This window comes from Streptomyces sp. NPDC048644 (assembly GCF_043199105.1).
GTDB lineage: Bacteria > Actinomycetota > Actinomycetes > Streptomycetales > Streptomycetaceae > Streptomyces.
This window is the reverse complement of record NZ_JBICVO010000001.1, coordinates 627,589-652,892: the sequence shown is the minus strand read 5'-3', so window position 1 is coordinate 652,892 and position 25,304 is coordinate 627,589. Positions and strand designations below refer to the sequence as shown.

General features: G+C 71.0%; 20 protein-coding genes. 11 read left to right on the top strand and 9 right to left on the bottom strand.

All coding sequences use genetic code 11. The annotated features are described in order from the left end of the window. Nucleotides 1-41: 41 nt before the first annotated feature. Both ACGFNI_RS02930 and ACGFNI_RS02925 read right to left on the bottom strand, forming a co-directional pair. Complete coding sequence (locus tag ACGFNI_RS02930) at nucleotides 42-1,268, bottom strand: acyltransferase (protein ID WP_393679972.1); 1,227 nt, start codon at nucleotides 1,266-1,268, stop codon at nucleotides 42-44. 229 nt (nucleotides 1,269-1,497) lie between these two features. Further along, nucleotides 1,498-2,661: an alpha/beta hydrolase gene (locus ACGFNI_RS02925; RefSeq protein WP_393679970.1), complete on the bottom strand. Its 1,164-nt coding sequence runs from the start codon at nucleotides 2,659-2,661 to the stop codon at nucleotides 1,498-1,500. Nucleotides 2,662-3,150: 489 nt separating this feature from the next. Here ACGFNI_RS02925 and ACGFNI_RS02920 point away from each other — a divergent pair, with 489 nt between their 5' ends. Together ACGFNI_RS02920 and ACGFNI_RS02915 are read left to right on the top strand one after the other, a co-directional pair. Next, the gene (locus ACGFNI_RS02920; RefSeq protein WP_393679968.1) at nucleotides 3,151-5,256 is read left to right on the top strand and encodes a bifunctional polysaccharide deacetylase/glycosyltransferase family 2 protein; all 2,106 of its coding nucleotides are present in this window, start codon (nucleotides 3,151-3,153) and stop codon (nucleotides 5,254-5,256) included. Continuing rightward, the gene (locus ACGFNI_RS02915; RefSeq protein ID WP_393679967.1) at nucleotides 5,253-6,704 is read left to right on the top strand and encodes an LCP family protein; all 1,452 of its coding nucleotides are present in this window, start codon (nucleotides 5,253-5,255) and stop codon (nucleotides 6,702-6,704) included. The genes ACGFNI_RS02920 and ACGFNI_RS02915 overlap by 4 nt, the downstream gene beginning before the upstream one ends. Nucleotides 6,705-6,762: 58 nt before the next feature. Here ACGFNI_RS02915 and ACGFNI_RS02910 read toward each other — a convergent pair whose 3' ends face one another. From ACGFNI_RS02910 to ACGFNI_RS02890, 5 genes are all read right to left on the bottom strand, one after another. After that, the gene (locus ACGFNI_RS02910; protein ID WP_393679965.1) at nucleotides 6,763-7,443 is read right to left on the bottom strand and encodes a response regulator; all 681 of its coding nucleotides are present in this window, start codon (nucleotides 7,441-7,443) and stop codon (nucleotides 6,763-6,765) included. Next, nucleotides 7,440-8,810: a sensor histidine kinase gene (locus ACGFNI_RS02905; RefSeq protein ID WP_393679964.1), complete on the bottom strand. Its 1,371-nt coding sequence runs from the start codon at nucleotides 8,808-8,810 to the stop codon at nucleotides 7,440-7,442. The genes ACGFNI_RS02910 and ACGFNI_RS02905 overlap by 4 nt, the downstream gene beginning before the upstream one ends. Nucleotides 8,811-8,922: 112 nt before the next feature. Then, on the bottom strand, nucleotides 8,923-9,801 hold the full coding sequence (locus tag ACGFNI_RS02900; protein WP_393679963.1) for a DUF4429 domain-containing protein: 879 nt from the start codon (nucleotides 9,799-9,801) through the stop codon (nucleotides 8,923-8,925). A gap of 148 nt (nucleotides 9,802-9,949) precedes the next feature. Then, a complete protein-coding gene (locus tag ACGFNI_RS02895) occupies nucleotides 9,950-11,167 on the bottom strand; it encodes an alpha/beta hydrolase (protein WP_393679961.1) in 1,218 nt (405 codons plus the stop codon). A gap of 319 nt (nucleotides 11,168-11,486) precedes the next feature. Continuing rightward, nucleotides 11,487-12,146: a TetR family transcriptional regulator gene (locus tag ACGFNI_RS02890; RefSeq protein WP_393679960.1), complete on the bottom strand. Its 660-nt coding sequence runs from the start codon at nucleotides 12,144-12,146 to the stop codon at nucleotides 11,487-11,489. Nucleotides 12,147-12,260: 114 nt separating this feature from the next. Between ACGFNI_RS02890 and ACGFNI_RS02885 the strand changes: the two genes are divergently transcribed. Both ACGFNI_RS02885 and ACGFNI_RS02880 read left to right on the top strand, forming a co-directional pair. Then, complete coding sequence (locus tag ACGFNI_RS02885; protein WP_393679958.1) at nucleotides 12,261-13,862, top strand: MFS transporter; 1,602 nt, start codon at nucleotides 12,261-12,263, stop codon at nucleotides 13,860-13,862. 560 nt (nucleotides 13,863-14,422) lie between these two features. Beyond that, nucleotides 14,423-14,830: a peptidase inhibitor family I36 protein gene (locus tag ACGFNI_RS02880; protein ID WP_393679956.1), complete on the top strand. Its 408-nt coding sequence runs from the start codon at nucleotides 14,423-14,425 to the stop codon at nucleotides 14,828-14,830. A 91-nt stretch (nucleotides 14,831-14,921) separates the two neighbouring features. Here ACGFNI_RS02880 and aceE read toward each other — a convergent pair whose 3' ends face one another. Further along, the gene (gene aceE / locus ACGFNI_RS02875) at nucleotides 14,922-17,654 is read right to left on the bottom strand and encodes a pyruvate dehydrogenase (acetyl-transferring), homodimeric type (RefSeq protein WP_393679954.1); all 2,733 of its coding nucleotides are present in this window, start codon (nucleotides 17,652-17,654) and stop codon (nucleotides 14,922-14,924) included. 529 nt (nucleotides 17,655-18,183) lie between these two features. On the opposite strand from aceE, the gene ACGFNI_RS02870 reads away from it, so the two are divergent. The 6 genes from ACGFNI_RS02870 (at nucleotide 18,184) to ACGFNI_RS02845 (ending at nucleotide 22,728) form a co-directional block, all read left to right on the top strand. Continuing rightward, nucleotides 18,184-18,624, top strand: a complete 441-nt coding sequence (locus ACGFNI_RS02870) for a DUF3052 domain-containing protein (RefSeq protein WP_393679953.1) — start codon at nucleotides 18,184-18,186, stop codon at nucleotides 18,622-18,624. Nucleotides 18,625-18,762: 138 nt separating this feature from the next. After that, complete coding sequence (locus ACGFNI_RS02865) at nucleotides 18,763-19,221, top strand: peroxiredoxin (RefSeq protein ID WP_393679951.1); 459 nt, start codon at nucleotides 18,763-18,765, stop codon at nucleotides 19,219-19,221. A 168-nt stretch (nucleotides 19,222-19,389) separates the two neighbouring features. After that, on the top strand, nucleotides 19,390-19,965 hold the full coding sequence (locus ACGFNI_RS02860) for a TerD family protein (RefSeq protein ID WP_393679949.1): 576 nt from the start codon (nucleotides 19,390-19,392) through the stop codon (nucleotides 19,963-19,965). A 158-nt stretch (nucleotides 19,966-20,123) separates the two neighbouring features. Further along, nucleotides 20,124-20,699, top strand: a complete 576-nt coding sequence (locus ACGFNI_RS02855) for a TerD family protein (RefSeq protein WP_393679948.1) — start codon at nucleotides 20,124-20,126, stop codon at nucleotides 20,697-20,699. Between the two features lie 53 nt (nucleotides 20,700-20,752). After that, the gene (locus ACGFNI_RS02850) at nucleotides 20,753-21,892 is read left to right on the top strand and encodes a DUF475 domain-containing protein (protein ID WP_393679946.1); all 1,140 of its coding nucleotides are present in this window, start codon (nucleotides 20,753-20,755) and stop codon (nucleotides 21,890-21,892) included. Between the two features lie 98 nt (nucleotides 21,893-21,990). Then, nucleotides 21,991-22,728, top strand: coding sequence for a Tellurium resistance (locus ACGFNI_RS02845; RefSeq protein WP_393679945.1), 738 nt, complete (start codon nucleotides 21,991-21,993; stop codon nucleotides 22,726-22,728). A 19-nt stretch (nucleotides 22,729-22,747) separates the two neighbouring features. On the opposite strand, the gene ACGFNI_RS02840 is transcribed toward ACGFNI_RS02845, so the two are convergent. Further along, nucleotides 22,748-23,854 carry a TerD family protein gene (locus tag ACGFNI_RS02840; protein WP_393679944.1) on the bottom strand — a complete coding sequence of 369 codons (1,107 nt, stop codon included), beginning with the start codon at nucleotides 23,852-23,854 and terminating at the stop codon, nucleotides 22,748-22,750. Between the two features lie 218 nt (nucleotides 23,855-24,072). On the opposite strand from ACGFNI_RS02840, the gene ACGFNI_RS02835 reads away from it, so the two are divergent. Beyond that, nucleotides 24,073-25,245: an HpcH/HpaI aldolase/citrate lyase family protein gene (locus tag ACGFNI_RS02835; RefSeq protein ID WP_393679942.1), complete on the top strand. Its 1,173-nt coding sequence runs from the start codon at nucleotides 24,073-24,075 to the stop codon at nucleotides 25,243-25,245. Nucleotides 25,246-25,304: the final 59 nt, after the last annotated feature.

The following is a 25,304-nucleotide window of genomic DNA, read 5'->3' as shown; positions in this document are numbered from 1 at the left end:
CGGCCCCGCGCCTCCCGGCCCCGCGCCTCGGCGGGCCCGCCCTACGCCAGCCGCAGCGCGAAGACGGCGAACGCGGCGGCGAGCACCGCGGCCAGGGTGCGCCGGGTGCCGGGGACGCCGCTCCACGGTGCCTCGAAGCGGTGGGTGGCGCGGCTGATGGCGACCAGGACGACGGCGAAGGCCGGCAGCCAGGCCAGCCGGGCGAGCACCCACCCCAACGAGTCGGGGGCCAGCGTCAGACCGGGTATGCCGCCCAGGTACGAGGCCGGTACGGCCAGGCCGAGCAGCGCCGTCTGGTGCCAGCACAGGATCGTCATGGCCGACAGGTTGATCACCACGACCGGTGCCCACAGCGCGGGCCGCCGCAGCAGCCGTGCGAGCCGGTCGCGCAGCAGCACCGCGGCACCGGACTGCGCCGCCGCCAGCGCCACCACCAGCAGCGACGGCGGATGGGAGTTGGTCCGCGCCTGGCCGGGCACCCCCACCATGCTCGCCGGGTAGTGGAACTCCAGCAGCAGCACGGCGAACAGGGCGGTCCCACCGGCCAGCAGCGTCCACGCGGCACCGCGCCCGAGTCTCTTCTCGCCCCAGCAGACGCCCAGTTGGTAGGCGAACAGCCAGCCGGGCAGCAGGTTGAGCAGGCTCAGCCAGGACGGCATCGCCGCCTCGAAGGGCCCGTAGCGCAGGAAGTCGACGACGGCGACGGCGAGCAGCAGCGGGACCGCGGTCCAGGCGCCCCAACGGCGGGCCGCGCGCAGGCAGTACGGGGTGAGCGCGGTGACCACCGCGTAGACGCCGACGAACCAGAGCGGCTGGATGACCAGCGTCGCCCCGGTGTGCAGGGTCGCCTCCGGCACGCCCAGCAGGTCCAGCACCGTGATCAGCGCGGCGCAGACGGCGGCGACGCCGAGCACCGGGCGGCCCAGCCGGGCCAGCCGGGTGCCGAGCCAGGCGCCGGGCGAGGTGCCGCGTCCGGTGGCGCGGCGGAAGGAGAGCACGGACGCGTGGCCGCCGACGAGGAAGAAGATGCCGAGCATCTGGAGCACCCAACTCGCCGGTGCCAGGCCGCCGACGGCGGTCAGCGGGCTGGCGTTGTGCAGCGCCCCGTCCGCGTCCAGGGTGAAGCCGCCGAGCAGCCAGTGCCCGGTGGGCACGGCGAGCAGGGCCAGGGCGCGCAGCCCGTCGATGGCGCGGTCACGGTGTGCGGGGGTGCATGCGTCGATGGTGCGGACGGTGTCTCTGAGAGGTGAGAGCAGGGCGAGGGACATGAGACGTCCTTGCGGTCGGAGGACTGCGGCGGGCCACCGCCGCGCGGGCGGGCTAGGTCCTGTCGTCAAACTCCCGTCGTCTGCCCGGAGGGCAGGCCCCGCGGCGTCTGGTGCGTGCGCTCGCAAGGCGGAGGGTCTTCCCGGTACTGGGCGTACCGGGAAGATCCCGACAACGCGGCCAGCGTGCGTGCCAGGCGTCGTGGGGCAGACGGGAGTTTGACGACAGGGCCTAGGAGACGGCGGCGTAGTGGCCCAGGGCGATGGCGGCGAAGTTGCGCAGCGAGTCGGTGCCGGGGGCGAGATAGCCGGTGTGTCCGTCGGCCCGTACGGCGGAGACCCGGCGGGCGCCGAAGGCGGGGTCGGTGGGGTCCTCGCCGTGCCCCAGGCCGAGCAGTTCGACGTTCGGGACGTTGCCTATCCAGTCGGTGGCATCCCGGGCCGCCCACACCCGGGCGCCGGTGTGCAGCGCGGCGGCCGAGTCGACGCGCATCCCGGGGGAGCCGAAGACGACCAGGTCACGCAGGGTGCGGCCCAGGTGCGGCGCGGCAAGGCCGCAGACCACCGAGCCGTAGCTGTGGCACAGCAGCGCGGGCGCCGGTATGCGGTCGGCGGCGAGCCCGGACAGGAAGCGGGTCAGCCGGGGAGCGCCGGCTTCCGCGAGCCGCCCGGTGACGGCGTCGGGCCCCAGACCGACCGGCGTGGTGTAGCCGGCCCAGGCGATCACCGCGGTACGGGTGCCGGGGGCGTCGGCCGCCATTCGGCCGCGCAGCGCCCGCGCCATCCCGGTCGGCGTGCCGTACGGGTCCTTCGCGCGGTCGAAGGTGGCCAGGTCGATGTCCGAACCGGGGACGACGACGGCGGTGCGCCGGGCGGCCGTCAGGTCGCCGTGCACCTCGGCTATCTGGCCACGGCCCCGCGGGTCGAAGGCGAGGATCTGCCGGCCGGGCGCGAGCAGACCGGCGCAGCGGGCGGCGGCCTTCCGCGCCGCCTGATGGTCCTGGAGGGTGCCGGCCGGGTCGCTCGCGCGGGCCAGCTGCCGGTCCCGTTCCGCCGCCAGCGCACGGGAGTTGGCCTCGTACCTGAGGGCTATGGGCGCGCCGTCGAGATTGCCGACGGTCAGCGGGTGCCGGGCGGCGAGCAGATGGCGCTGGGCACCGGTCAGCGTGGTGAAGAAGCGGCCGACGCGGGCGGGCGGCGCGGTCGCCGGATCCGGCAGCGGGACGCCGAGGGAGTGGTCGGCGCGCCAGGCGGCGGCGCCCGGCGGGGGCCCGGTGACCGCGGTCTGCGCGGAGCCTGCCGCCCAGCCGCCGGTGCCCGCGGCGATCGTCACCGCGCACACGGCGGCGATGAGCGTGCGCTTGCCGCGCCGGGTGGCGGCTCGCAGCAGGGACATGGTCGTCTCCCTCTTCCGTTGGTGGCGGAGGAAAACGTAGAAAGACGACGGGTGACACGGCGTCACACTGCGGGGCCAACTCCCGCGTGATACCGGGGTAGGGGGTGCGCGCCCGCATGGTCCTCAAGGGGGAGGGGCCAGCTGGGGGGTGCTGATTGCACCGAGCCGGATGAGGGTGCCGACCGGGCTGACGGCAGCGGTCGGGGAGTGTGTCGCAGCGGGTGGCGGCGCCTCGTCATCGGTCGAGACGGTGTCCGGGAGAAGGGTGATTGCCCGCTTCCGTGCCGTAATGGAGACGGCTGCCCGTTCCGGACCGTCCGGGGCGTCATGGCGGGAACCGGATCTCCAACTCACCGGTAGGTCCCGGATACACTCCCCTGCCATGTGTGAATGGAAAGTGGAGAACGGGTGGCGAATACGGTCGCCGCGACCAGACTGGAACAGACCGGACGGTGACCACAGACCGGACACCAGTGCAGTCCGCTCCTGATGGCGGCTCGGCACAAACAGGCGCGGGCTCCGAGGGCGCACTGGCTGTTCCTCGCGCTGACCCTGCCCGTTCTCTTCGGCGCCCTGCTCTTCCAGGGCTGGACCGAGAACGAGGTCGACGGCTCCAAGACCAAACGGTCCTGCGACCAGCCGGTGCCCCGGGCCGCCGCCGACGCCGGACCCGTTCTGTCGGTGGACGGCGACCGGGTGCGCTCGGCCGCGATGCCCGCCGGCACCGTCGCGCTCACCTATGACGGCGGCCCCGACCCGTACTGGACCCCACGGCTGCTCACCCTGCTCAAGAAGCACCACGCGCACGCCACGTTCTTCCTCAGCGGCGCCGACGCCGCCCAGTACCCGGATCTCGTCCGGCAGATCCGGGACGAGGGGCACGAGATCGGCTCCCACTCCTACACCGGAGCCGACCTCGGCAACGCCTCCGGCGTGCGCCGCGCCCTGGAACTCCGGCTCACCCAGGGTGCGTTCGCGGGCGCCGACGGTTTCCGGACCAAGCTGCTGCGGATGCCGATGACCACCACCGTCGCCACCCTGTGCGGCGCGGAGTGGCCCGCCGTGCAACGCGCATCGGCCCACGGCTACCTCGTGGTCGCCGCGGACCGCTCCGGACGGGATCCGTCCGACGGCCTGGTCCGGCAGTTCAGCCAGACCTCACTCGCCTACCGCGAGACGGCGGGGCTGCTCGCCGACCGGGGCGCCCGCCGGTTCACCACGATCTCGGAGGGCATCGGTGCCGACGCGTCCGCCATGACCGACGTCGCCGCGCCCGACCGATGGGCGGGCACCGCGCTGATCTGGTTCCAGTGGCTTGGCCGCGGCTTCGTCTCCGCCCTCACCTGGGTGCTGACCCTCGCCGCCGCGCTCGGCCTGATCCGCCTGCTCGTCCTGGTCCTGTTCGCCCGTGCGCACGTCAGACGCCTGGAACGGCAACGGCCCGGTGCGCCATGGCTGCGCGAGATCCGCGACCCGGTGACCGTCCTCGTGCCCGCGTACAACGAAGAGGCCGGCATCGGGACCACGCTGCGCTCGCTGCTCGCCTCCACGCACGAGCGGCTCCAGATCATCGTGATCGACGACGGCTCGTCGGACCGCACGGTGGAGATCGCCAACGGATACGCGGAGCAGGACCCGCGGGTGCAGGTGGTGTGCCAGCCCAACGCGGGCAAGGCCGCCGCCCTCAACCACGGTCTGGCGTACGCCCGCTGCCCGTACGTGGTGATGGTCGACGCGGACACCGTCTTCGAACCGGACGCGATCGCGCGCCTCATCCAGCCGCTCGCCCACCCGGCGGTCGGCGCGGTCAGCGGCAACACGAAGGTCGGCAACCGCACCCGGCTCCTCGGGCGCTGGCAGCACCTGGAGTACGTCTTCGGGTTCAACCTGGACCGCCGGATGTTCGAGGTTCTGGAGTGCATGCCGACCGTGCCCGGTGCCATCGGTGCCTTCCGGCTCGACGCGCTGATGGGCGTGGGCGGCCTGAGCGAGGACACCCTCGCCGAGGACACCGACCTGACCATGGCGCTGTGGCGGGCCGGCTGGCGGGTGGTCTACGAGGAGAACGCCATCGCGTGGACCGAAGTTCCCACTTCCCTGAGGCAGTTGTGGCGCCAGCGCTACCGCTGGTGCTACGGCACCCTCCAGGCGATGTGGAAACACCGCGCGGCCGTCCGTGAGGTCGGGCACGCCGGGCGCTTCGGGCGGCGCGGTCTGACGTACCTGCTCCTCTTCCAGGTGCTGCTGCCGCTGCTCGCCCCGATCATCGACGTCTTCATGCTCTACAGCGCGCTGTTCACCGACAACCCGGTGAAGTCCGTGGCGACGTGGCTCGGTTTCCTGACCGTGCAGCTCGTCGTGGCGGCGTACGCGCTGCGGCTCGACGGGGAGCGCCGGCGACCGCTGTGGTCGCTCCCCTTCCAGCTCCTGGTCTACCGGCAGCTGATGTACCTCGTCGTCCTTCAGTCGGTGGTCGCCTTCGTGACCGGCAGCCGCCTGAAGTGGCAGCGCATGCACCGCTCCGGTACGGCCGCCGCGGCGGCCCAGCACATCGGCGGACCCCACGACCGCCGCAGCCTGACCGTTACGAGGTGACGACCCTGTATCCCCCCACACCCCCCACATCCCCTCTACCCCCCACACCCCCCACATCCCCTCTACCCCCCACATCCCCGGAGCCCCCCACCTCCGGATTCCCTGGTCACGACCCCATCGGCGACCACCTCCCGCCGTACGCGGCGCCCGGCCCGCCGGGGCAGGGATACGACCCGTACAACTCATACGACCCCCACAACCCCCATAACCCCCACACCCCCTACGTCCCGTACGACGCGTACACCCCGGAGCCCCCCACGCCCGGCCTGCTGCGGAGCGAGACCGCGTACGCCCCGCCGCCCGCGGCGGTCCGCACCCCGGGCGACGAAGACGGGTACGCCCCACGGCCCGCGGCGGTCCGCACCCCGGATGACGAAGACGGGTACGGCCCGCTGCCCGGCGCGTCACCCGGCGGCGGCGCACCCCGGCGCGTCCGGCGCAGGTCGCGGCGGCGGCGCTCACGGGGCAGGCGTGCCCTGCGGGCCACCGGCTTCCTGCTCTCCCTGGTTGTGCTCGGCGGGGCCGGCGCCTACGCCTGGGCGGACTCCCGGCTCGACGACGCGGTCGACCTGTCCGCGCTGCCGGGCAGGGCCGCCCCGGGCCAGGGCACCAACTACCTGATCGTGGGCTCCGACAGCCGCGCGGGCCTCAGCGAGGAGCAGGCGCAGAAGCTGCACACCGGCTCCGGGATCGGCGCGGAAGGCCGCCGCACCGACTCGATGATGGTGCTGCACACCGGCGCCCACGGCACCACCATGACCAGCCTCCCGCGCGACTCCTGGATCACCGTCCCCGCCTACGTCGACCCGAAGACCGGCATCCACCACAAGGCCGCCAGGAACAAGCTCAACGCGGCGTTCTCCCTCGGCGGCCCCGGACTCCTGGTCCGCACCGTCGAGTCGAATACGGGCCTGCACATCGACCACTACACCGAGATCGGCTTCGCCGGATTCGTCGGCATCGTGGACGCGGTCGGTGGGGTGCGCATGTGCGTGGACCGGCACATCGCCGACGAGAAGTCCGGCCTCGACCTCACCCGGGGCTGCCATGTCCTCGACGGGCGGGAGGCGCTGGCCTTTGTGCGCCAGCGCCACCAGGAGAAGGAGGGCGACCTCGGCCGCTCCCGCAACCAGCAGAAGTTCCTGTCCGCCCTGGCGGCCAAGGCGGCATCCCCGGACGTCTGGCTCAGCCCGTCCGCCGTGTTCGGCACGGCAGGCGCGGGCCTCGACACCCTGATCGTCGACGCGTCCACCGGGCTGCCCGAGCTGACCCGCCTCTTCAAGGCGCTGCGCCAGGTGTCGTCCGGCGGCGGCAAACAGCTCAACGTGCCGGTCTCCACCGTCGGCCTGGGCACATCGAAGGGCAGCGCCGTCGTCTGGGACCGTGAACTGTCGCGTCGTCTCTTCGCCGAACTGCGGGCGGACCGCCCGGTCACCGTCCACGGCTGAGGCGGGATCCGGCGCCGGGCGGGCGGTCCGTACGGGCCGCCCGCCCGGATCCCCTCGTTCAGTGATCGCCGGGCGACACCAGCCCCGACTCGTACGCGAAGATGACCGCCTGGGCCCGGTCCCGCAGCGCCAACTTGGCCAGGACGCGCCCGATATGGGTCTTCACGGTCTGCTCGGCGAGCACCAGCGCCTCGGCGATCTCCTGGTTCGACAGGCCGCGGGCGATCAGCTCCAGCACCTCCGTCTCGCGCGGGGTGAGGCCGTTGAGCCGCAGCGCGGTGCTCTCCTTGCGGGGAGCGGGCCGCTGCCTGGCGAAGTCGGCGATCAGGCGGCGGGTCACCGACGGCGCGAGCAGCGCCTCGCCGCCCGCGACGACCCGGACCGCCGAGATCAGGTCGGCCGGCGGCGCGTCCTTGAGCAGGAAGCCCGAAGCCCCCGCCCGCAGCGCCTCGTAGACGTAGTCGTCGACGTCGAACGTGGTCAGCATCAGCACCTTCGGGCGGTGGCTGACACCCGGCGGCGGACCCAGCAGCTGTCTGGCCGCCTCCAGGCCGTCCATCTCCGGCATCCGGACGTCCATCAGCACCACGTCCGGATGCGTCCGGCGGCTCAGCTCGACACCCTGCACGCCGTCCGGGGCATCCCCCACCACGTCGATGTCGCTCTGCGCGGAGAGCAGCGCGGCGAAACCGGCCCGCACCATGGCCTGATCGTCGACGATGATCACTCGTGTGGTCATGTGGAGTCGGTGTCCTTCACGGTCAACTGAGGGGGAGTGAGCGGGAGTTGGGCGGCCACATGGAATCCGCCGCCTGGCAGCGGCCCGGTTCTCAGCGAGCCGCCCAGCAGGCGCACCCGCTCCCGCATGCCGACCAGGCCGTGCCCGGTGCCGGAGGTCTCCAGCGGCTCGGACGGCGAGGGCGGCTGACTGTTGGCGACGTAAACGGTCAGCGAAGCGTCGCCGAACTCGGGCATCACCATCACCCGGGTCCGCGCGCCCGGAGCGTGCCGCACGACGTTCGCCAGCGCCTCCTGCACGATCCGGTACGCCGACAGATCCACCGCGGGCTCCAGCCCGAGGGGCTCGTCCGGCAGCGTCAACTCAACCGGTACACCGGCCCGTACGGTGCCGTCGACCAGCTTGGGCAGCTCGTCGAGGCCCGGCTGCGGGGACTTCTCGGGACCGCCGTCCCGCTCCGTCTCGGCGCTGCGCAGCACACCCAGCAGCCTGCGCATCTCGGTCAGCGACTCGCGCGCGGTCGCCGCGATGGTGGCGAACTCCTCCTGCGCGGCCTCGGGTATCCCCGCGATGCGGTACGGGGCGCTGTCGGCCTGGACCGTGATCACCGACATGTGGTGGGCGACGACGTCGTGCAGCTCCCGGGCGATGCGGGCGCGTTCCTCCAGCAGCGTGCGGCGGGCGCGCTCCGCCTCGCTGATGGTCTCCTGCTCGATCAACTTCCGCCGGGTGTCGCCGCGTTCCCGCAGCGTGGCGCCGAACAGCAGCACCACGCCGCTCAGTACGAACATCAGCACCCAGCTGCCGTCGCTGTGCACGGGGGCGACCACCTCGAAGGCGATGCTGAGCGCGCCGGTCGTCAGCCAGACGGCGAGCAGCGTGCGGCGGCGCTCACGCAGCGACAGCGCCAGCATCAGCGCGAGATAGCCGATGATCACCGTGGGGGGCCACGGCCAGGAGCCGTCTTCGGCCGTGGGCAGCGCGGCCAGCGCCGCCGCGCACACGGCGTCGGCGGCGAAGATCACCCACCACGCCTGGAGCGGCCGGGTCACCGACAGCAGCAGCGGGACGGTCTGCGCGGTCGCCAGCCCGCCGGCCAGGCCGCCGTCCAAGCCGTAGCCCTCGCTGAGCAGGCGCTGGGTCGTCGGCAGCAGCGAGACCGCGAAGGCGAAGGCGACGACGTACGGCAGCCGGCGCAGCCAGGCGCTGCGGACGTCGGCGAACAGCGGCGTGCCGGGGCCCGCCGGGGTGCCGAGGTTGTCGGCGAGCACGCGCAGCGCCTGGTGTGCGGCGCGCTCCGCCCGCCTCCGCGCGGACCCGCGGGGCGTGCCGCGGCCGGGCTCCGGTGTCTGAGGATCGTTCGTCATCGCCCGATAAATCTAAGCGGACCGATACCACCGGGGCGTCATACCGGGGTCTGGAGCAGCACCCCGTACCACGGTATGACCCCGGGCCTGCCGGGCGGGACGCAGGCCCCGCCTACAGCTCGGCCAGCAGCTCGGCCTTCTTCGCGCTGAACTCGCCGTCGGTCACCAGACCCGCGGTGTGCAGCTCGCCGAGCTGCCGTATCCGGTCGGCGATATCGGCCGGATCCCGCCGGGTCTCGCCGGCCCTGCCCGCCGGTTCGCGGACGGGGGTGTCAGCACCGAAAGCCGCGGCGCGCACCGCCTGGAGCACCGCGGCGGCGAACGGCAGCGACTCGTGGACCGGGCCGTAGCCGAGCCCGAAGACCACGGCCGCCGGATCCTGGTCCGCCGCGCCGGGAAGCGCCTCGTGCGCCCCGCGCTCCAGCAGCCGCAGATGTCCGGTGACCACTTCGGGCGAGCGCCATTCCACCCCGGCCAGCTCGCCGACGGCGAAGGTCTGGTCGCCGCGTTTCCACTTCGCGGACGAGGCACCCGTCCAGAACCAGCGGAACGCGACCGTGTCGCCGTCGAAGGACGCCTTGCCGTCGTACGCCTTGAAGGCCAGCGGCGGGTCGGGCGCCGCCACCAGATGGCGGTCGGCAGGCTCCGCCGCCTCCGGGACCAGCGCGGCGCGCAGCGCGTCGGCGAACTGCCCGGCCGACGCCTCGCGTTCGGCGGGCAGCACCAGGCGGTACGGATCGGAGTCCTCCTTGAGCTGCCCGTCCGCCGCCTCCATCAGCGGATCGGCGCCGGGCCGCGGCACGGCATGCAGGACCACGGTGCCGCGTCTGCCCTCGGACAGCTCGACAGATCTCAGCGCCTCGTACGGAATGCGTCGCTCGCCGAGCGCCTGGAAGAGCTTCGGCCTGCGGATCCCCCGTTCGAAGCGGATGAGCACGGAGTCCGTTTCGAACTCCCAGACGGCGTGAAAACCGGCCAGCACATCACCCATGCGGCTCATCGTAAGCGGCGGTTGCCCGCCCGTCCCCCTTCCGTGCACCGTGTGCCGTGTGCGTTCGGCGCCTTCCCGGCCACCGCGTCGCGCTCCGTGGCGCGGGGTGCGCGGGACACCGGGCCGCACCGCCCGCCCGGTACCCGGCTCAGGCGAGGCCGGCGCTGCAGTCGCTGTCGTCGGACGCGCAGGCCACGTCGCCGAGCGCGCCGACGCCGACCAGCGCGAAGTTGTGCAGGCTCTCCGTCCCGGGGGTGAAGTAGCCCGCGTGGCCGACGGCGCCGTCGGCCGACAGGACCCGGCTGCCGAACGACGGGTCGACCGGATCGGCGCCGTGGCCGAGCCCGCCGACCTCCATGTACGGCACGTCCTGGATCCAGTCGTCGGCATCCCGCATCGCCCAGACCCGGGCGCGGGTTTTCAGGCCCGCCCTGCTCTCGGTCCGCATCCCGGGGCTGCCGGCCACCGCGATGTCCCCGACGTTGGACGGCAGGTCGTGCGCGGCGAGGCCGCACACCACGGATCCGTAGCTGTGGCAGAACAGCGAGACGGAGTCGGCGTCCGGCAGCGACCGGGTCAGCGACTGGAGCCGGACGGCGCCGGCCGCCGCGAGCTGGCCGGTGGCGGCCTCCACACCGAGACCGGCGGGCGCGGTGTAGTCGGCCCAGGCGATCACGGCGGTACGGGCGCCGGGCCTGGCGTCCCGCTCGGCCGCGTAGAGCGACTTGGCCATGCCCACCGGGGCGATGGTCGGCCGCGCGGTGCGTTCGAAGTTCGTCAGGTTGGTGTCCACACCGGGGACGACGACCGAGACCCGGCGGGCCGTGGTGAGGTCACCGAAGACCTCGGCGGCCCGCCCGCCGCCCGCCGGGTCGAAGGCAAGGATCTGGCGGCCCTTGGCCATCATCGACTCGAAGCGGCCCTTGAGACGGTCGGCCGTCTGCCGGCCGACGGGCGTGAGGCGGTGGTCGGACGCGCGTTCCTGTTCCACGGCGCGGGCCTGGTCCAGGGCCGTCCTGTTGGCGCGGTAGCGCAGCTGCACGGGTGCGCCGTCCATATTGCCGACGACCAGCGGATACCGGTCGGCGAGCTGCTGGCGCTCGATGCCGTCGAGCGACGCGAAGAACGCCCGCAAGGTGGCCGGGGTGCCGTCGGGGTCAGGCAGCGGGTGCCCGCGGAAGGCGGCGTGCTGCCAGCGAGCCTTGGCGGTGCCGAGGGGGTTGGGGTCCTCCTGGTGGTTGCTTCTGATGGCGGTCCACCCGGTGATGGCCAGCATCACGAACACCACCACCAGGGCGAGTGCCGCACGCCAGGCGGTGGACTGCAGAAAACCGAAGGAGGGGCCGAGCCCAGAGAAAGAATTCACCGCGGGCCACCCTAGGAGACGCGGCACCATGCACGCCCCGGGCGTGAGTCATGTCACGTTTCGCGCCAGGAATTTCGACCAAATCGGACACGGGGTGGGGAATTCCCGTGCTCGGCTGCGCGGAGCCACCCTCATCGGGCGGCGCGGTCGTGACGTGCCGACGGGGATCAGTGACGGCGCGTCGGCACGGGGCCGCCCGTACGGCGGGGGGCCCGGCCGCGTGTCGGGCGTGCGTCGGGCCCGGCGCGTCGGGCGCCATATGTGGCGGCGGACGTGGCCGGACCGCCGGCCCGGTGGCCGCTTCCCGGGCCGGGCCGCTTCACCGTCCGGCGCGCCAGTCGTCGTCTATGGCCGGCCTGATGTGATCGAGGTGGGACTCGGTCAGCGTCCGGAGGGAATCAACGCTGCAGTCCTGGCCCTCGCCCCACACCTTGCCCGCCGCCCGCAGCACGCCGCTGAACACCGCGACCAGCACCCGCGGGCGCGGATCCAGCCCGGCGTCGAGCCCCTCGCGCCGGGCGATCAGCTGCGCGATCTCCTCCTCCAGGTCGGAGGAGCGCCGCAGGTGGGCGGCGACCAGCGCGGGTGTCGACTCGATCATCTGGTAGGAGCGCATGTGCAGCTCCACCGGAACCACCGACTCGATCGCGGCGCCGATCTCGTCCCAGGCCACCATCACCGCGCTGCGCAGCGCGGCCAGCGGCGCCTCGGTCGCCGGGCGTCGCCGCAGTTCGTCGACGAAGCGGGCCTCCACCATCTCCTGGACGGCGAAGACGACCTCTTCCTTGTTGGTGAAGTAGCGGAAGAAGGTGCGCTGGGAGACGTCCACGGCCGCGGCGATCTCGTCGACGGTCGTCGCGTCGTATCCCTGCGCCGTGCACAGTTCGAGCGCCGCGCGGATGAGCGCGTCGCGGGTGCGCTGTTTCTTCCGTGCGCGCAGACCGCAGCTGACTGGCTTCCGCGCCGTCGACGGGGCCATCCTGCGCCGCCTTTCCTGGTGTTCTCGCTGCTCAGGATACCTGTGAGGGAAATGACAGTTACCGACGGATGGATCGCTTTGTCAACTGTCAGTGGCTGACATTATTCTCCTTGCATGAGCTCCCAGACCCCGGTTGCCGACGTCGCACCGGAACATCCCGTACCGGAGCCCCGCAAGGGGCTGCGCGGCCATCCGTGGCTGACTCTCTTCTCCGTCGCCATCGGCGTCATGATGGTCGCCCTCGACGGCACCATCGTCGCCATCGCCAACCCGGCCATCAAGCAGGACCTGGGCGCCTCGCTCGCTGACGTCCAGTGGATAACCAACGGCTACATGCTCGCGCTGGCCGTCTCGCTGATCACCGCGGGCAAGCTCGGTGACCGCTTCGGCCACCGCCAGACCTTCCTGATAGGCATCCTCGGCTTCGCCGCCGCATCGGGGGCCATCGGCTTCTCCAACGAGGTCACCTTCGTCATCGTCTTCCGCGTGCTCCAGGGCCTGTTCGGCGCGCTGTTGATGCCCGCGGCGCTGGGTCTGCTGCGCGCGACCTTCCCCGCCGAGAAGCTCAACATGGCGATCGGTATCTGGGGCATGGTCATCGGCGCCTCCACCGCGGGCGGCCCGATCGTCGGCGGCCTGCTCGTCGAGCACGTCAGCTGGCAGTCGGTCTTCTTCATCAACGTCCCCGTGGGCGTCCTGGCGCTCGTCCTCGGCCTGGTGATCCTCAAGGACCACCGCGCGGAGAACGCCCCCCGCTCCTTCGACATACCCGGCATCGTGCTGCTCTCCGGCGCGATGTTCTGCCTCATCTGGCCGCTGATCAAGGCGTCCGAGTGGGGCTGGGGCGACATGAAGACCTGGGGCTTCCTGATCGGTTCCGTGGTCCTCTTCGCGCTCTTCGCGTTCCTGGAGACCAAGGTCCGCGAGCCGCTCATCCCGCTGCGGATGTTCCGCTCCGTGCCGCTGACCGCCGGCACCATCCTCATGATCCTGATGGCTTTCGCCTTCATGGGCGGCCTGTTCTTCGTGACGTTCTACCTCCAGAACGTGCACGGCATGAGCCCCGTCGACAGCGGCCTGCACCTCCTCCCGCTGACCGGCATGATGATCGTCGGCTCGCCGCTGGCCGGCGCCCTGATCACCAAGCTCGGCCCGCGCATCCCGCTGGTCGGCGGCATGGTCCTGACCGCCGTCGCGATGTACGGCATGTCAGGACTGGACACCAACAGCAGCACCGGCCCGATGTCCCTGTGGTTCGCCCTGCTCGGCCTGGGTCTCGCCCCGGTCATGGTCGGCGCCACCGAGGTCATCGTCGGTAACGCCCCGCTGGAGCTGTCCGGTGTCGCGGGCGGCCTCCAGCAGGCCGGCATGCAGGTCGGCGGCAGCCTCGGTACGGCCGTGCTGGGCGCCGTGATGGCCTCCCGTGTGGAGAACGATCTGCCCGGGAACTGGAAGGCGGCGGGGCTGCCGCCGGCCCGCCCCGAGCAGCTGGCCCAGGCGTCCGACGCGGTCTCCGCCGGTATCGCTCCGGTGCCGAAGGGCACCCCGCCGGAGCTGGCGCAGAAGATCGTCACCGTCTCGCACGACACCTTCGTCTCCGGCATGGGCCTGGCCTTCACGGTCGCCTGCGGAGTCGCGATCGTCGCGGCCGTCGTCGCGATGTTCACCAAGCGCGGCAAGAACGCGGAGGCGGGCGCGGGCGTCGGCCACATCTGACCGGCCCGCGGGCGCCGGCGGCCACCGCCGGCGCCCGGACCGCCGCGGAACCCGCGGCGACAGCACCCTGCCGCACCGCTCCACCCGGCGCGCGGCCGGCCGAGAATCCCTCTCGGCGGGCCGCGCGCCGTCGCGTTCCGGAGGCCGCAGGAAGGCCGCCGACGCGTCAACCACGCGTCGGCGAAGCCGAGTTGCCCGGATCCGCCGATGCCCTGGCGCGGCCGGGCACAGCGCGCCGGGCCGAATCCCTCATCCGGGTGAGCCCCCACGGGAACCATCCGCCGCCGCCCGGCCACGACCGGCCGGCCACCCCGCAGCGGCCCGCCGCCCCGCCAAGGGGGGAACGGTTTCCGCAGCGCGCGCCGCCGCCCGCCGCCGCGTCAACACCGCGCCCCCAACCCCTGCCCCGAGCCGTACGCTCCGTCCCCATCGCCGATCCGGGTGGTCCGTGCGCCGAGGGCTTGGCAGCCGCCCCGCACGGTCGGGAAGCTCGGCTCGAACCCGCGGCAGGCAACCGGCCCGCCGCGGAGAGCCACCGCACTCCACGGGGGAAGATTCCTATGCGTACGTTCCGCAGCACCGCGCTCGTCACCGGCCTCGCCGCACTGGCCACGGCGCTCACCGCACCGGCCGTCCTCGCGGCCCCGCCCGCCCACGCGGCACCCGGCAGCCGCACCGCACCCGCATCGGGCGACTGCTCCAGTGGCCAGCTGTGCGTCTGGCCCACGGCGGACTTCGGCGGCAAGCGGCAGACCTACGAGCTGTCCGACACCGACATCGAAAGCTGCGTCACGCTCCCCAAGGGCACCGCGGCGGCCTCGCTCGCCAACCGCACCGGCCGGCCGGTCACCACCTACCAGAGCGCGGAATGCGCCGAGACCGGCGAGTTCAACACCTACCCGGGCGGCGGCAGTTGGGTGCCCCGCTCGCCGTACCAGGTCAGGGCGTTCAAGATCTGGGAGCGCTGACCCGGCACCCGGCACAACGGCCGCGCCCCCGACCGGCGGCATCGCTGGTCGGGGGCGCGGCGGACACCGTACGGCGGTGTGCCGGTGCGGATCAGGCGTCGCCGCCGGCCTCCCCGGCCTCGGCAGCCGTGACGTCCAGCAGCTGGTAGCGGTCGATGGCCTGCTTCAGCAGCGAGCGGTCGACCTTGCCCTCACGGGCCAGCTCGGTGAGGACTCCCAGCACGATCGACTGGGCGTCGATGTGGAAGAAGCGGCGGGCCGCGCCACGGGTGTCGGCGAAGCCGAAGCCGTCGGCACCCAGCGACTGGTACGTACCGGGCACCCAGCGGGCGATCTGGTCCGGGACGGAGCGCATCCAGTCCGAGACCGCGACCTTCGGGCCCTGGGCGTTCTGGAGCTTCTGCGTCACGTACGGGACGCGCTGCTCCTCCTCCGGGTGCAGCAGGTTGTGCCGCTCGATCTCCACCGCGTCGCGGCGCAGTTCGTTCCAGGAGGTGGCCGACCAGACGTCCGCCTTGACGTTCCACTCGTCCGCGAGGATCTGCTGGGCCTCCACGGCCCACGGCACCGCGACACCGGAGGCGAGGATCTGGGCCGCGTGCTCGCCCTTCTCACCGGCCTTGATGCGGTGCAGGCCCTTGAGGATGCCCTCGACGTCCGCGTCGGCCGGCTCGGCCGGGTGCTGGATCGGCTCGTTGTAGACGGTCAGGTAGTAGAAGATGTCCTCGGAGTTCTCTCCGTACATCCTCCGCAGACCGTCCTTGACGATGTGCGCGATCTCGTAACCGTAGGCCGGGTCGTAGGCGACACAGGCCGGGTTGGTCGAGGCCAGCAACTGCGAGTGCCCGTCGGCGTGCTGGAGGCCCTCGCCGGTCAGCGTCGTACGGCCGGCGGTCGCGCCCAGGACGAAACCGCGCGCCAACTGGTCGGCCATCTGCCAGAACTGGTCGCCGGTGCGCTGGAAACCGAACATCGAGTAGAAGACGTAGACCGGGATCAGCGGCTCGCCGTGCGTCGCGTAGGCGGAGCCCGCGGCGATCAGCGAGGCGGTGCAGCCCGCCTCCGTGATGCCGTCGTGCAGCATCTGCCCGGTCGGCGACTCCTTGTAGGCCAGCAGCAGTTCGCGGTCGACCGACTCGTAGATCTGGCCCAGCGGGTTGTAGATCTTCGCCGACGGGAAGAACGCGTCCATGCCGAAGGTGCGGTACTCGTCGGGCGCGATCGGCACGAAGCGCTTGCCGATCTCCTTGTCCCGCATCAGGTCCTTCAGGACGCGGACGAACGCCATGGTCGTGGCGATCTTCTGGTGCCCCGAACCCTTCTTGGCGCCGGCGTACGCCTTGTCGTCCGGCAGCTGGAGCGGCTTGGCGCGCACGACACGGGTGGGAACGTAACCACCGTGCGCCTTGCGCTGGTCGTGCATGTACTGGATCTCTTCCGAGTCGCGGCCCGGGTGGTAGTAAGGCGGCAGGCCGTCCTCCAGGTCCTTGTCCGCGATCGGGAGGTGCAGCCGGTCACGGAAGCCCTTGAGGTCCTCGACCGTCAGCTTCTTCATCTGGTGGGTCGCGTTGCGGCCCTCGAAGTTCGGGCCGAGCGTCCAGCCCTTGACGGTCTGCGCGAGGATCACCGTCGGCTGGCCCTTGTGCGCCTTGGCCGCCGCGTACGCCGCGTAGATCTTCTTGTGGTCGTGACCGCCGCGGCCCAGGTGCAGGATCTGGTCGTCGGTCATGTTCTCGACCATCGCCCGCAGCCGCTGGTCGTCACCGAAGAAGTGGTCGCGGATGTACGCGCCGGTCTCGGTGGCGTACGTCTGGAACTGGCCGTCCGGCGTGGTGTTGAGCTTGTTCACCAGGATGCCGTCGCGGTCCTGGGCGAGCAGCGGATCCCAGCTGCGGTCCCAGACCAGCTTGATGACGTTCCAGCCGGCGCCGCGGAACTGCGACTCCAGCTCCTGCATGATCTTGCCGTTGCCGCGGACCGGGCCGTCCAGGCGCTGGAGGTTGCAGTTGACGACGAAGGTGAGGTTGTCCAGGCCCTCGCGCGCGGCGATGGACAGCTGGCCGAGCGACTCCGGCTCGTCCATCTCGCCGTCGCCCAGGAACGCCCAGACGTGCGAGTCGGAGGTGTCGGCGATGTCGCGCGCCTGCATGTAGCGGTTCATCCGCGCCTGGTAGATCGCGCCCAGCGGGCCGAGACCCATGGAGACGGTCGGGAACTCCCAGAAGTCCGGCATCAGCCGCGGGTGCGGGTAGCTCGACAGACCGTTGGGCGCCTTGGACTTCTCCTGGCGGAACGCGTCCAGCTGCGACTCGGACAGCCGGTCCAGCAGGAACGCGCGGGCGTACACGCCGGGGGAGGCGTGGCCCTGGAAGAAGATCTGGTCGCCGCCCTTGCCGTCGTCCTTGCCCCGGAAGAAGTGGTTGAAGCCCACGTCGTACAGGGAGGCGGAGGAGGCGAAGGTCGCGATGTGGCCGCCGACGCCGATGCCGGGGCGCTGGGCCCGGGAGACCATGACGGCCGCGTTCCACCGCGTCGCGTTCAGGACCTTGCGCTCGATCTCCTCGTTACCGGGGAAGAACGGCTCGTCCTTGGTGGCGATGGTGTTGACGTAGTCCGTGCTGCGCATCTCGGGCACGGCCACGCGCTTCTCGCGGGCACGCTCGATCAGTCGAAGCATGAGGTAGCGAGCTCGTTCCCGGCCTCGCTCATCGACGGCTGCGTCGAGCGAGTCGAGCCATTCCTGGGTCTCTTCGGGATCGAAGTCCGGGACCTGGCTGGGAAGGCCGCCAATGATGATCGGGTTTCGATCGGATCCGGAAGCCACGCTGTTCCTTCGTGTTCGGTTCATGTCGTGCTCTGCACGCGATAGCTGCTGCGCACGCGGTCGGATGCTGTCTCTCTGTGGTTTCTTCTGGGGTCGCGCCGTGTTCCATCGTGTACCGAGGCATCGCGATACGTCATCTCTACCGATGGGTAACCGCCGCCGCGGAGACAGGCGCTACAAAGGCCGACTTCTCAGGTCGGCCAAACCGCAACCATACGCCCATGTCGACAGAGGGTGACGGGCGCCGGTGCGTATTCCGCATACGCATCGGAGGGCCGGGCAGAAGTCATGAAGGAATCCGCTTGTCCCTGTCCACCCCGCAAACCCGACAGAAGGGAGTGATGCGTATCACTTGGTCCTGTCCTGGCGGGGTCGTAGTTGCGGCGAGAAGCCTCGAATCGTCACCGTTTAGGCGGTCTCGACGGCCGGGTACTTGCGCGATCCGTCCCGCCCGTGTGGACTACGCCCAATGCTCCGCGCACGCGCGGAGCCTTCCGAGCATTTTCCGAAACATGACAGGAGGCAATCCGTGAGCGCGACCGCGGACCACGCGGAGGAGCGGACCAACCCTGCCGCCAAGCTGGGGTTCGAGCCCGGACAGGTGGTCCAGGAGATCGGATTCGACGACGACGTCGATCAGGATCTCCGCGAAGGCATTGAGACCGTGATCGGCCAAGACCTCGTCGACGAGGACTACGACGATGTCGCTGACGTCGTTCTGCTGTGGTTCCGGGACGAGGACGGTGACCTCACGGACGCGCTGGTGGACGCCATCGGGCTGATCGATGAGGGCGGACAGGTCTGGTTGCTGACCCCCAAGACCGGCCGTGACGGTTACGTCGAGCCGAGCGACATCAATGATGCCGCGCAGACCGCGGGTCTGTCCCAGACCAGGAGCATCAACGCGGGCAAGGACTGGTCCGGTAGCCGGCTGGTCACGCCGAGGGCGGCGAAGCCCGGCAAGCGCTGAAGCGCTCTTCCTCGATTCCCGTAGCCGAGCCCCTCTCCGGTCCGTCCGGAGGGGGGCTCGGCCCTGTCCGGGGACGGCCGACGGGCGGCGCGTAGGGTTGCTCCGGTACCTGTTGAGCGTGACCGGAAGGGATGCACCATGGCGATCGAGGTCGGTACGAAGGCTCCGGATTTTGAGCTGAAGAACCAGCACGGCGAGCTGGTCACGCTCTCGCAGTTCCGTGGTGAGAAGGCCGTCGTCCTCCTCTTCTACCCCTTCGCCTTCACCGGTGTGTGCACCGGCGAGCTGTGTGCGCTCCGTGACGAGCTGCCGAAGTTCGTCAACGACGACGTGCAGCTGCTGGCGGTCTCCAACGACTCCCCGTTCTCGCAGCGCGTCTTCGCCGAGCAGGAGGGCCTGGAGTACCCGCTGCTTTCGGACTTCTGGCCGCACGGCGAAGCCTCGCGTGCGTACGGCGTCTTCGACGAGGAGAAGGGCTGCGCGGTGCGCGGCACCTTCATCATCGACAAGGAGGGCGTCGTGCGCTGGACGGTCGTCAACGGTCTGCCCGACGCCCGTGACCTGAACGACTACCTCAAGGCGCTCGACACCATCTGAGCCGCCCCTCTTCCGCTGCGCCCCGGGCCGCAATCTCCGCCGCAACGACATTCGTCGGCGATATCTGCGTCCGGTGGGAACCGGTCACTAGGATCGATTCGTTGATCCGATGCCATGCACGATGGGGGCGCAAGATTTTTCGTACCCCTCGAATCTATGGGAGGACTCGTGGGAGTCAGCCTCAGCAAGGGCGGCAACGTCTCGCTGACGAAGGAAGCCCCCAATCTGACCGCCGTTCTCGTCGGTCTGGGCTGGGACGCCCGTACCACCACCGGTACGGACTTCGACCTGGACGCCAGCGCCCTGCTGGCGAACGACCAGGGCAAGGTCGCCAACGACCAGAACTTCGTGTTCTTCAACAACCTGAAGAGCCCCGACGGTTCGGTCGAGCACACCGGTGACAACACCACCGGTGAGGGCGAGGGCGACGACGAGGCGATCAAGGTGAACCTCGCCGGGGTGCCCGCCGACGTCAGCAAGGTCGTCTTCCCGGTGTCGATCTACGACGCCGAGAACCGCCAGCAGAGCTTCGGCCAGGTGCGCAACGCGTACATCCGCGTGGTCAACCAGGCCGACGGCAACGAGCTGGCGCGCTACGACCTCAGCGAGGACGCCTCGACCGAGACCGCCATGGTCTTCGGCGAGCTGTACCGCAACGGCGCGGAGTGGAAGTTCCGGGCCATCGGCCAGGGCTACGCATCGGGACTGCGCGGCATCGCGCAGGACTTCGGCGTCAACGTCTGACCGCGCAGCGCAGGCCGGTGGTGCCGGCCGTGTGCAGCAGACAGGTTTTCCGCGTCCGGCGCCGTACGCCCCCTCGGGGGACGTGCGGCGCCGGACGCGCTTGAAGGGGCCGCGGGCCGCGCACGGTCCGCGCCGATACCGGGGAGGAAGCGAACATCATGGGCGTCACGCTCGCCAAGGGAGGCAACGTCTCCCTGTCCAAGGCCGCTCCGAATCTCGCCCAGATCATGGTCGGGCTCGGCTGGGACGCGCGCTCCACGACAGGAGCCGATTTCGACCTGGACGCCAGTGCGCTGCTGTGTGCATCGGGCCGGGTGCTGGGCGACGAGTACTTCGTCTTCTACAACAACCTCAAGAGTCCCGAGGGTTCCGTCGAGCACACCGGTGACAACCTCACCGGCGAGGGCGAAGGGGACGATGAATCGATCCTGGTGGACCTCACGGGCGTGCCCGCGCAGGTCGACAAGATCGTGTTCCCGGTGTCGATTCACGACGCGGAGGCGCGCGGCCAGAGCTTCGGGCAGGTCAGCAACGCCTTCATCCGCATCGTGAATCAGGCGGACGGCAGCGAGCTCGCCCGTTACGACCTCAGTGAAGACGCGTCCAGCGAAACGGCGATGATCTTCGGCGAGGTTTACCGCTACAACGGCGAATGGAAGTTCAGGGCGGTGGGCCAGGGGTACGCGTCGGGCCTGCGGGGCATCGCTCTAGACTTCGGGGTCAACGTTTCGTAAAGCCGCCGCCCTGCGCGCGCGGGGGGCCCACACAGCGAGGGATTGGGTAGGCAGTGCTCCTGAAAACCTTTGGCTGGTCGTTCGCCGTCACGGTGCTCGGCTTGGCCTTGGCCGGCGTCCTCTGGGGGTGGCAGGGGCTCGCGATTGTCGGGATCCTGTCCGTCCTGGAGATCTCGCTCTCGTTCGACAACGCGGTCATCAACGCAGGCATCCTGCGCAAGATGAACGCCTTCTGGCAGAAGATCTTCCTGACCATCGGCATCCTTGTCGCGGTGTTCGGCATGCGGCTGGTCTTCCCGGTCGTCATCGTCGCGATCACCGCGAAACTGGGGCCGATCGAGGCGGTCAATCTCGCGATCCACGACAAGGCGCACTACGAGGAACTCGTCACCGCGGCGCATCCCGCCATCGCGGCGTTCGGCGGGATCTTCCTGTTGATGATCTTCCTCGACTTCATCTTCGAGGAGCGCGACTACAAATGGCTGGCCTGGATCGAGAAGCCGCTGGCCAAACTCGGCAAGCTCGACACGCTGTCCGTGATCATCGCGCTGGTCGCCCTCCTGGTGGCCTCGATGACGGTCGCCACGAACGTCGCGCACGGCGGTGGTGACAAGAGCGCCACGGTCCTGCTCTCCGGCGTCGCCGGCCTCATCACGTACCTCGTCGTCGGCGGCATCTCCGGCTACTTCGAGGACAAGCTGGAGGACGAGGAGGACGACGGCGATGGGGCCGAGGGCGCCAAGCCACCGGCCAAGAAGGGCGCCGGCGCGAGCGCGACCGTGGGCCTGGCCGGCAAGGCCGCGTTCTTCATGTTCCTCTACCTGGAGGTCATCGACGCGTCCTTCTCCTTCGACGGCGTCATCGGCGCGTTCGCCATCACCAACGACATCTTCGAGATGGCGCTGGGTCTCGGCATCGGCGCGATGTACATCAGGTCCCTGACCGTCTTCCTGGTCCGCAAGGGCACCCTGGACGACTACGTCTACCTGGAGCACGGCGCGCACTACGCGATCGGCGCGCTCGCCGTCATCCTGCTCATCACGATCAGGTACGAGATCCACGAACTCGTCACGGGATTCGTCGGCATCGCGCTGATCGCCCTCTCCTTCGGCTCGTCCGTGCGGAAGAACCGGCGCGACGGCAAACCGGGCGGCGGTGCCGAACCGAAGGTGGAAGTATCCTCCGGCGTGTGACGCGGGCCTGATTGAGGAACGCTCTCAGCGGGGCGGCCATGGGGTGCAGACCTCGGGCCGCCCCGTTGTCATATGGGCCGAGCAGTGGGGTGGGCAAGGTGTCGTTCCTGGGGAACCTGTGGCGCGGTGGAGCGCCGAAGTACGACAGCGGCGGTGCGTCGTACGTCGTGGAGCTGACGAAACGGAATCCGGTCGTCTCGCTGACCAAGCAGGGCGCCGACAGCGGGCACATGCGGGTCAACCTGCACTGGCAGATGCGCACTTCGGATCTGGGGGACCGCGGCAAGCGGAGCCTGGGCAGCCTGCTGCGGCACCCGGGCAAGATGTTCAAACCCGAGGTGGTGCAGGCGCAGGGACCGGCCGTGGTCAAGATCGACCTCGACCTGGCCTGCATGTACGAGCTGACGGACGGCACCAAGGGCGTGGTGCAGCCGCTGGGCGACTTCCTGGGCGACCTCAACGCCCCGCCCTACGTGCAGCTGAGCGGCGACGACCGGTTCGGCTCGCCCTCCGGCGAGACGCTGTACATCAACATGGACCACCGTGACGAGATCAAGCGGCTGCTGATCTTCGTCTACATCTACGACGGCACCCCCGCCTTCGACCGTACGCACGCGGTGGTGACGCTCTACCCGACCACCGGGCCGCGGGTCCAGATACGGCTCGACGAGCGGGCGCCGCAGGCCCGTTCCTGCGCCATCTTCACGCTGGAGAAGACCAAGGACGACCTGACCGTGCGCCGCGAGGTCAAGTACGTCTACGGCTTCCAGGCGGAGCTGGACCGGCTCTACGGCTGGGGCCTCCACTGGGGCCGCGGCTACAAGTCGAAGGTGTGACCTCCGCCTGCCGCCGGGCTCAGCGGCGCTGGAACTGCGGGCCCTGGGGCGGCAGGACGAAGGACGGGTCCGGCGCGGCGGGCGGCTGCTGCGGGTACCCGTACGTCGCCTGCGGCTGCTGCGGGTAGCCGTAAGCGGGCTGCTGCGGCGGGTACGGCGGCGGGCCCGGCTGCTGGGGGACCGGCGGGCCTGGGTAGCCGTACGCGGGCGGGGACGGCGGCTGGGCGGGCGGCGGCGGAACGTTCTGCGGGTAGCCGTAGCCGCCGCCGGTGGGCTGGGGGTAGCCGTATCCACCGCCCGTGGGCTGCGGGTAGCCGTAGCCGCCGGTGGGCGGCGGGCCCGGGGGGAGCGGGGCGGCGGAGAAGGGCTCGGGCAGCGGGTCGGGCACGTGCTGGGTGGCCGCTTCGGGGTCGGTCGAAGGCTGTCCGGCCGCGGCGGCGGGCGGGCCCGCGGCCTGCTCGGGCCAGGCGGTGGCGGGCGGCGGTGCGCCGTCGGGGCGGGCCGCTGTGGACGGCTGCGGGGGAGTGCCGTCCGCGGGAGGCGCGGCGGCCGGCTGCGGTGCGGGGCCGGGCCGTGGGGCGTCCCCGTCGTCCACCGAAATCCCGAACTCGGTGGCCAGGCCCACCAGTCCGCTGTCGTACCCCTGGCCCAGCGCGCGGAACTTCCAGCCGTCGCCGCGGCGGTACAGCTCGCCGCAGATCAGGGCCGTTTCCTCGCCGGTGTCGGGCACCACGTCGAAGGTCAGCAGCGGATCGCCGCCGGCCGCCGTCGCGTCGTACAGCAGGACGCGCAGATCCCGTACGCCGGCGAAGGGCCCGCCGTCCGACGATGCGGCCAGCACCACGCGGTCCACCGACGGGTCGAGCGTGGACAGGTCCACCTCGACGGTGTCGGCGAGCTGGTCGGCCAGCGGGCTCTTGGGCAGGTGCCTGACGTGTCCGCCGGGATGCTGCGGCTGGTTGTAGAAGACGAAATCCTCGTCGGAGCGCACGCGGCCATCGGGGCCCACGAGCAGGGCCGAGGCGTCGACATCGGGGACGCCGGCGCCGGGGGTCCAGCGCAGCACGGCCCGTACCGCCGTGGTGTCGAGGGGTACGTTCGACCCTTTCAGCATCGCGTGCGTCATGTCGCAATCCTGCCTTCCCGGAGGTCGGAGGGACAACGCGGGGCCCTGGCGGCGGGGCGCGTGTGCACCGTCAGGACACCTCGACGCTTCGTGCACATCATGAAATTTTCGCGCACGGGGGAACTATTGACACCCACGCGCACGTACGATTATCGGCTGGATCCAGAGGGTGGGACACGGCAGGTATGCCTGGTTCGCGCCTGTATGCGGGGAGTTGTATGCGGCATTTTGGGCATCTTGCGCCCGACATTCGGAAGACGCTGTTCCACCAGGAGCCGGTGGAGTTCACCGCCGGATCGCCTGCCCGCCTGCTCGCGGTCGCTCTCGGCGCCACGCTCTACAGCCCGGCCACCCGGCCGCGGCTCGCCGACGACGTCGTCAAGCAGGCCGGCTGCGGCGTCGTGTCGATGGTGCTCTGCCTGGAGGACTCCATCGGCGACGCGGACGTCGAGGCGGGCGAGGAGAACCTCGTCCGGCAGTTCGCCCTGCTCGACGCGGCAGCCGCCGAAGGCGCCGATCTCCCGCTGCTGTTCGTCCGCGTCCGCACACCGGACCAGATACCGGACCTGGCGCGCCGGATGGGTCCGGCCGTCCGCAGGCTCTCCGGCTTCGTGCTCCCCAAGTTCACCGAGGAGCGCGGGACGGCGTTCCTGACGGCGCTGGCCGCCGCCGAGGCCGAGTGCGGGCAGCGGCTCTACGCGATGCCGGTCCTGGAATCCCCGCAGCTGCTGCATCTGGAGACCCGCGGCGAGACCCTCAGGGGCGTCGCCAGGATCGTCGGCGCGCACCGGGACCGGGTGCTCGCCCTGCGCCTGGGCGTCACGGACTTCTGCTCGGCCTACGGGCTGCGCCGCGCACCCGACATGACGGCCTACGACGTCCAGATCGTCGCCTCCGTGATAGCCGATGTCGTGAATGTCCTAGGGCGGGCCGACGGCACCGGATTCACGGTCACCGGGCCCGTGTGGGAGTACTTCCGGCTGCACGAGCGGATGTTCAAGCCGCAGCTGCGCCAAAGCCCGTTCCTGGGGCGGGCCGAGGAGCTGCGGACGGCCCTGATCGAGCACGACATGGACGGCCTGCTGCGGGAGATCGAACTGGACCGGGCCAACGGCCTCCAGGGCAAGACCTGCATCCACCCCTCACACGTCGCGCCCGTGCACGCCCTCTCCGTGGTCAGCCACGAGGAGTTCAGCGACGCCGCCGACATCCTCAGGCCCGAGCGCGGCGACGGCGGCGTCCTGCGCTCCGCCTACACGAACAAGATGAACGAGGTGAAACCCCACCGGGCCTGGGCCGAGCGGACGCTGCTGCGGGCCGAGGTGTTCGGCGTGGCACGCGAAGGCATCGGCTTCGTGGAACTGCTCGCCGCGAGCCTGCCGCACACGTAGGGCGGCCGGAACGCCCCGCTACCCGGGGCGCGAAGAACCGAGGACCGACCCGGCCGGGG

Coding starts and splice junctions, on each gene's coding strand:
- ACGFNI_RS02930 (WP_393679972.1), bottom strand. CDS start 1,268: ATGTCCCTCGCCCTGCTCTCACCTCTCAGAGACACCGTCCGCACCATC.
- ACGFNI_RS02925 (WP_393679970.1), bottom strand. CDS start 2,661: ATGTCCCTGCTGCGAGCCGCCACCCGGCGCGGCAAGCGCACGCTCATC.
- ACGFNI_RS02920 (WP_393679968.1), top strand. CDS start 3,151: ATGGCGGCTCGGCACAAACAGGCGCGGGCTCCGAGGGCGCACTGGCTG.
- ACGFNI_RS02910 (WP_393679965.1), bottom strand. CDS start 7,443: ATGACCACACGAGTGATCATCGTCGACGATCAGGCCATGGTGCGGGCC.
- ACGFNI_RS02905 (WP_393679964.1), bottom strand. CDS start 8,810: ATGACGAACGATCCTCAGACACCGGAGCCCGGCCGCGGCACGCCCCGC.
- ACGFNI_RS02900 (WP_393679963.1), bottom strand. CDS start 9,801: ATGGGTGATGTGCTGGCCGGTTTTCACGCCGTCTGGGAGTTCGAAACG.
- ACGFNI_RS02890 (WP_393679960.1), bottom strand. CDS start 12,146: ATGGCCCCGTCGACGGCGCGGAAGCCAGTCAGCTGCGGTCTGCGCGCA.
- ACGFNI_RS02885 (WP_393679958.1), top strand. CDS start 12,261: ATGAGCTCCCAGACCCCGGTTGCCGACGTCGCACCGGAACATCCCGTA.
- ACGFNI_RS02880 (WP_393679956.1), top strand. CDS start 14,423: ATGCGTACGTTCCGCAGCACCGCGCTCGTCACCGGCCTCGCCGCACTG.
- ACGFNI_RS02865 (WP_393679951.1), top strand. CDS start 18,763: ATGGCGATCGAGGTCGGTACGAAGGCTCCGGATTTTGAGCTGAAGAAC.
- ACGFNI_RS02855 (WP_393679948.1), top strand. CDS start 20,124: ATGGGCGTCACGCTCGCCAAGGGAGGCAACGTCTCCCTGTCCAAGGCC.
- ACGFNI_RS02840 (WP_393679944.1), bottom strand. CDS start 23,854: ATGACGCACGCGATGCTGAAAGGGTCGAACGTACCCCTCGACACCACG.
- ACGFNI_RS02835 (WP_393679942.1), top strand. CDS start 24,073: ATGCGGCATTTTGGGCATCTTGCGCCCGACATTCGGAAGACGCTGTTC.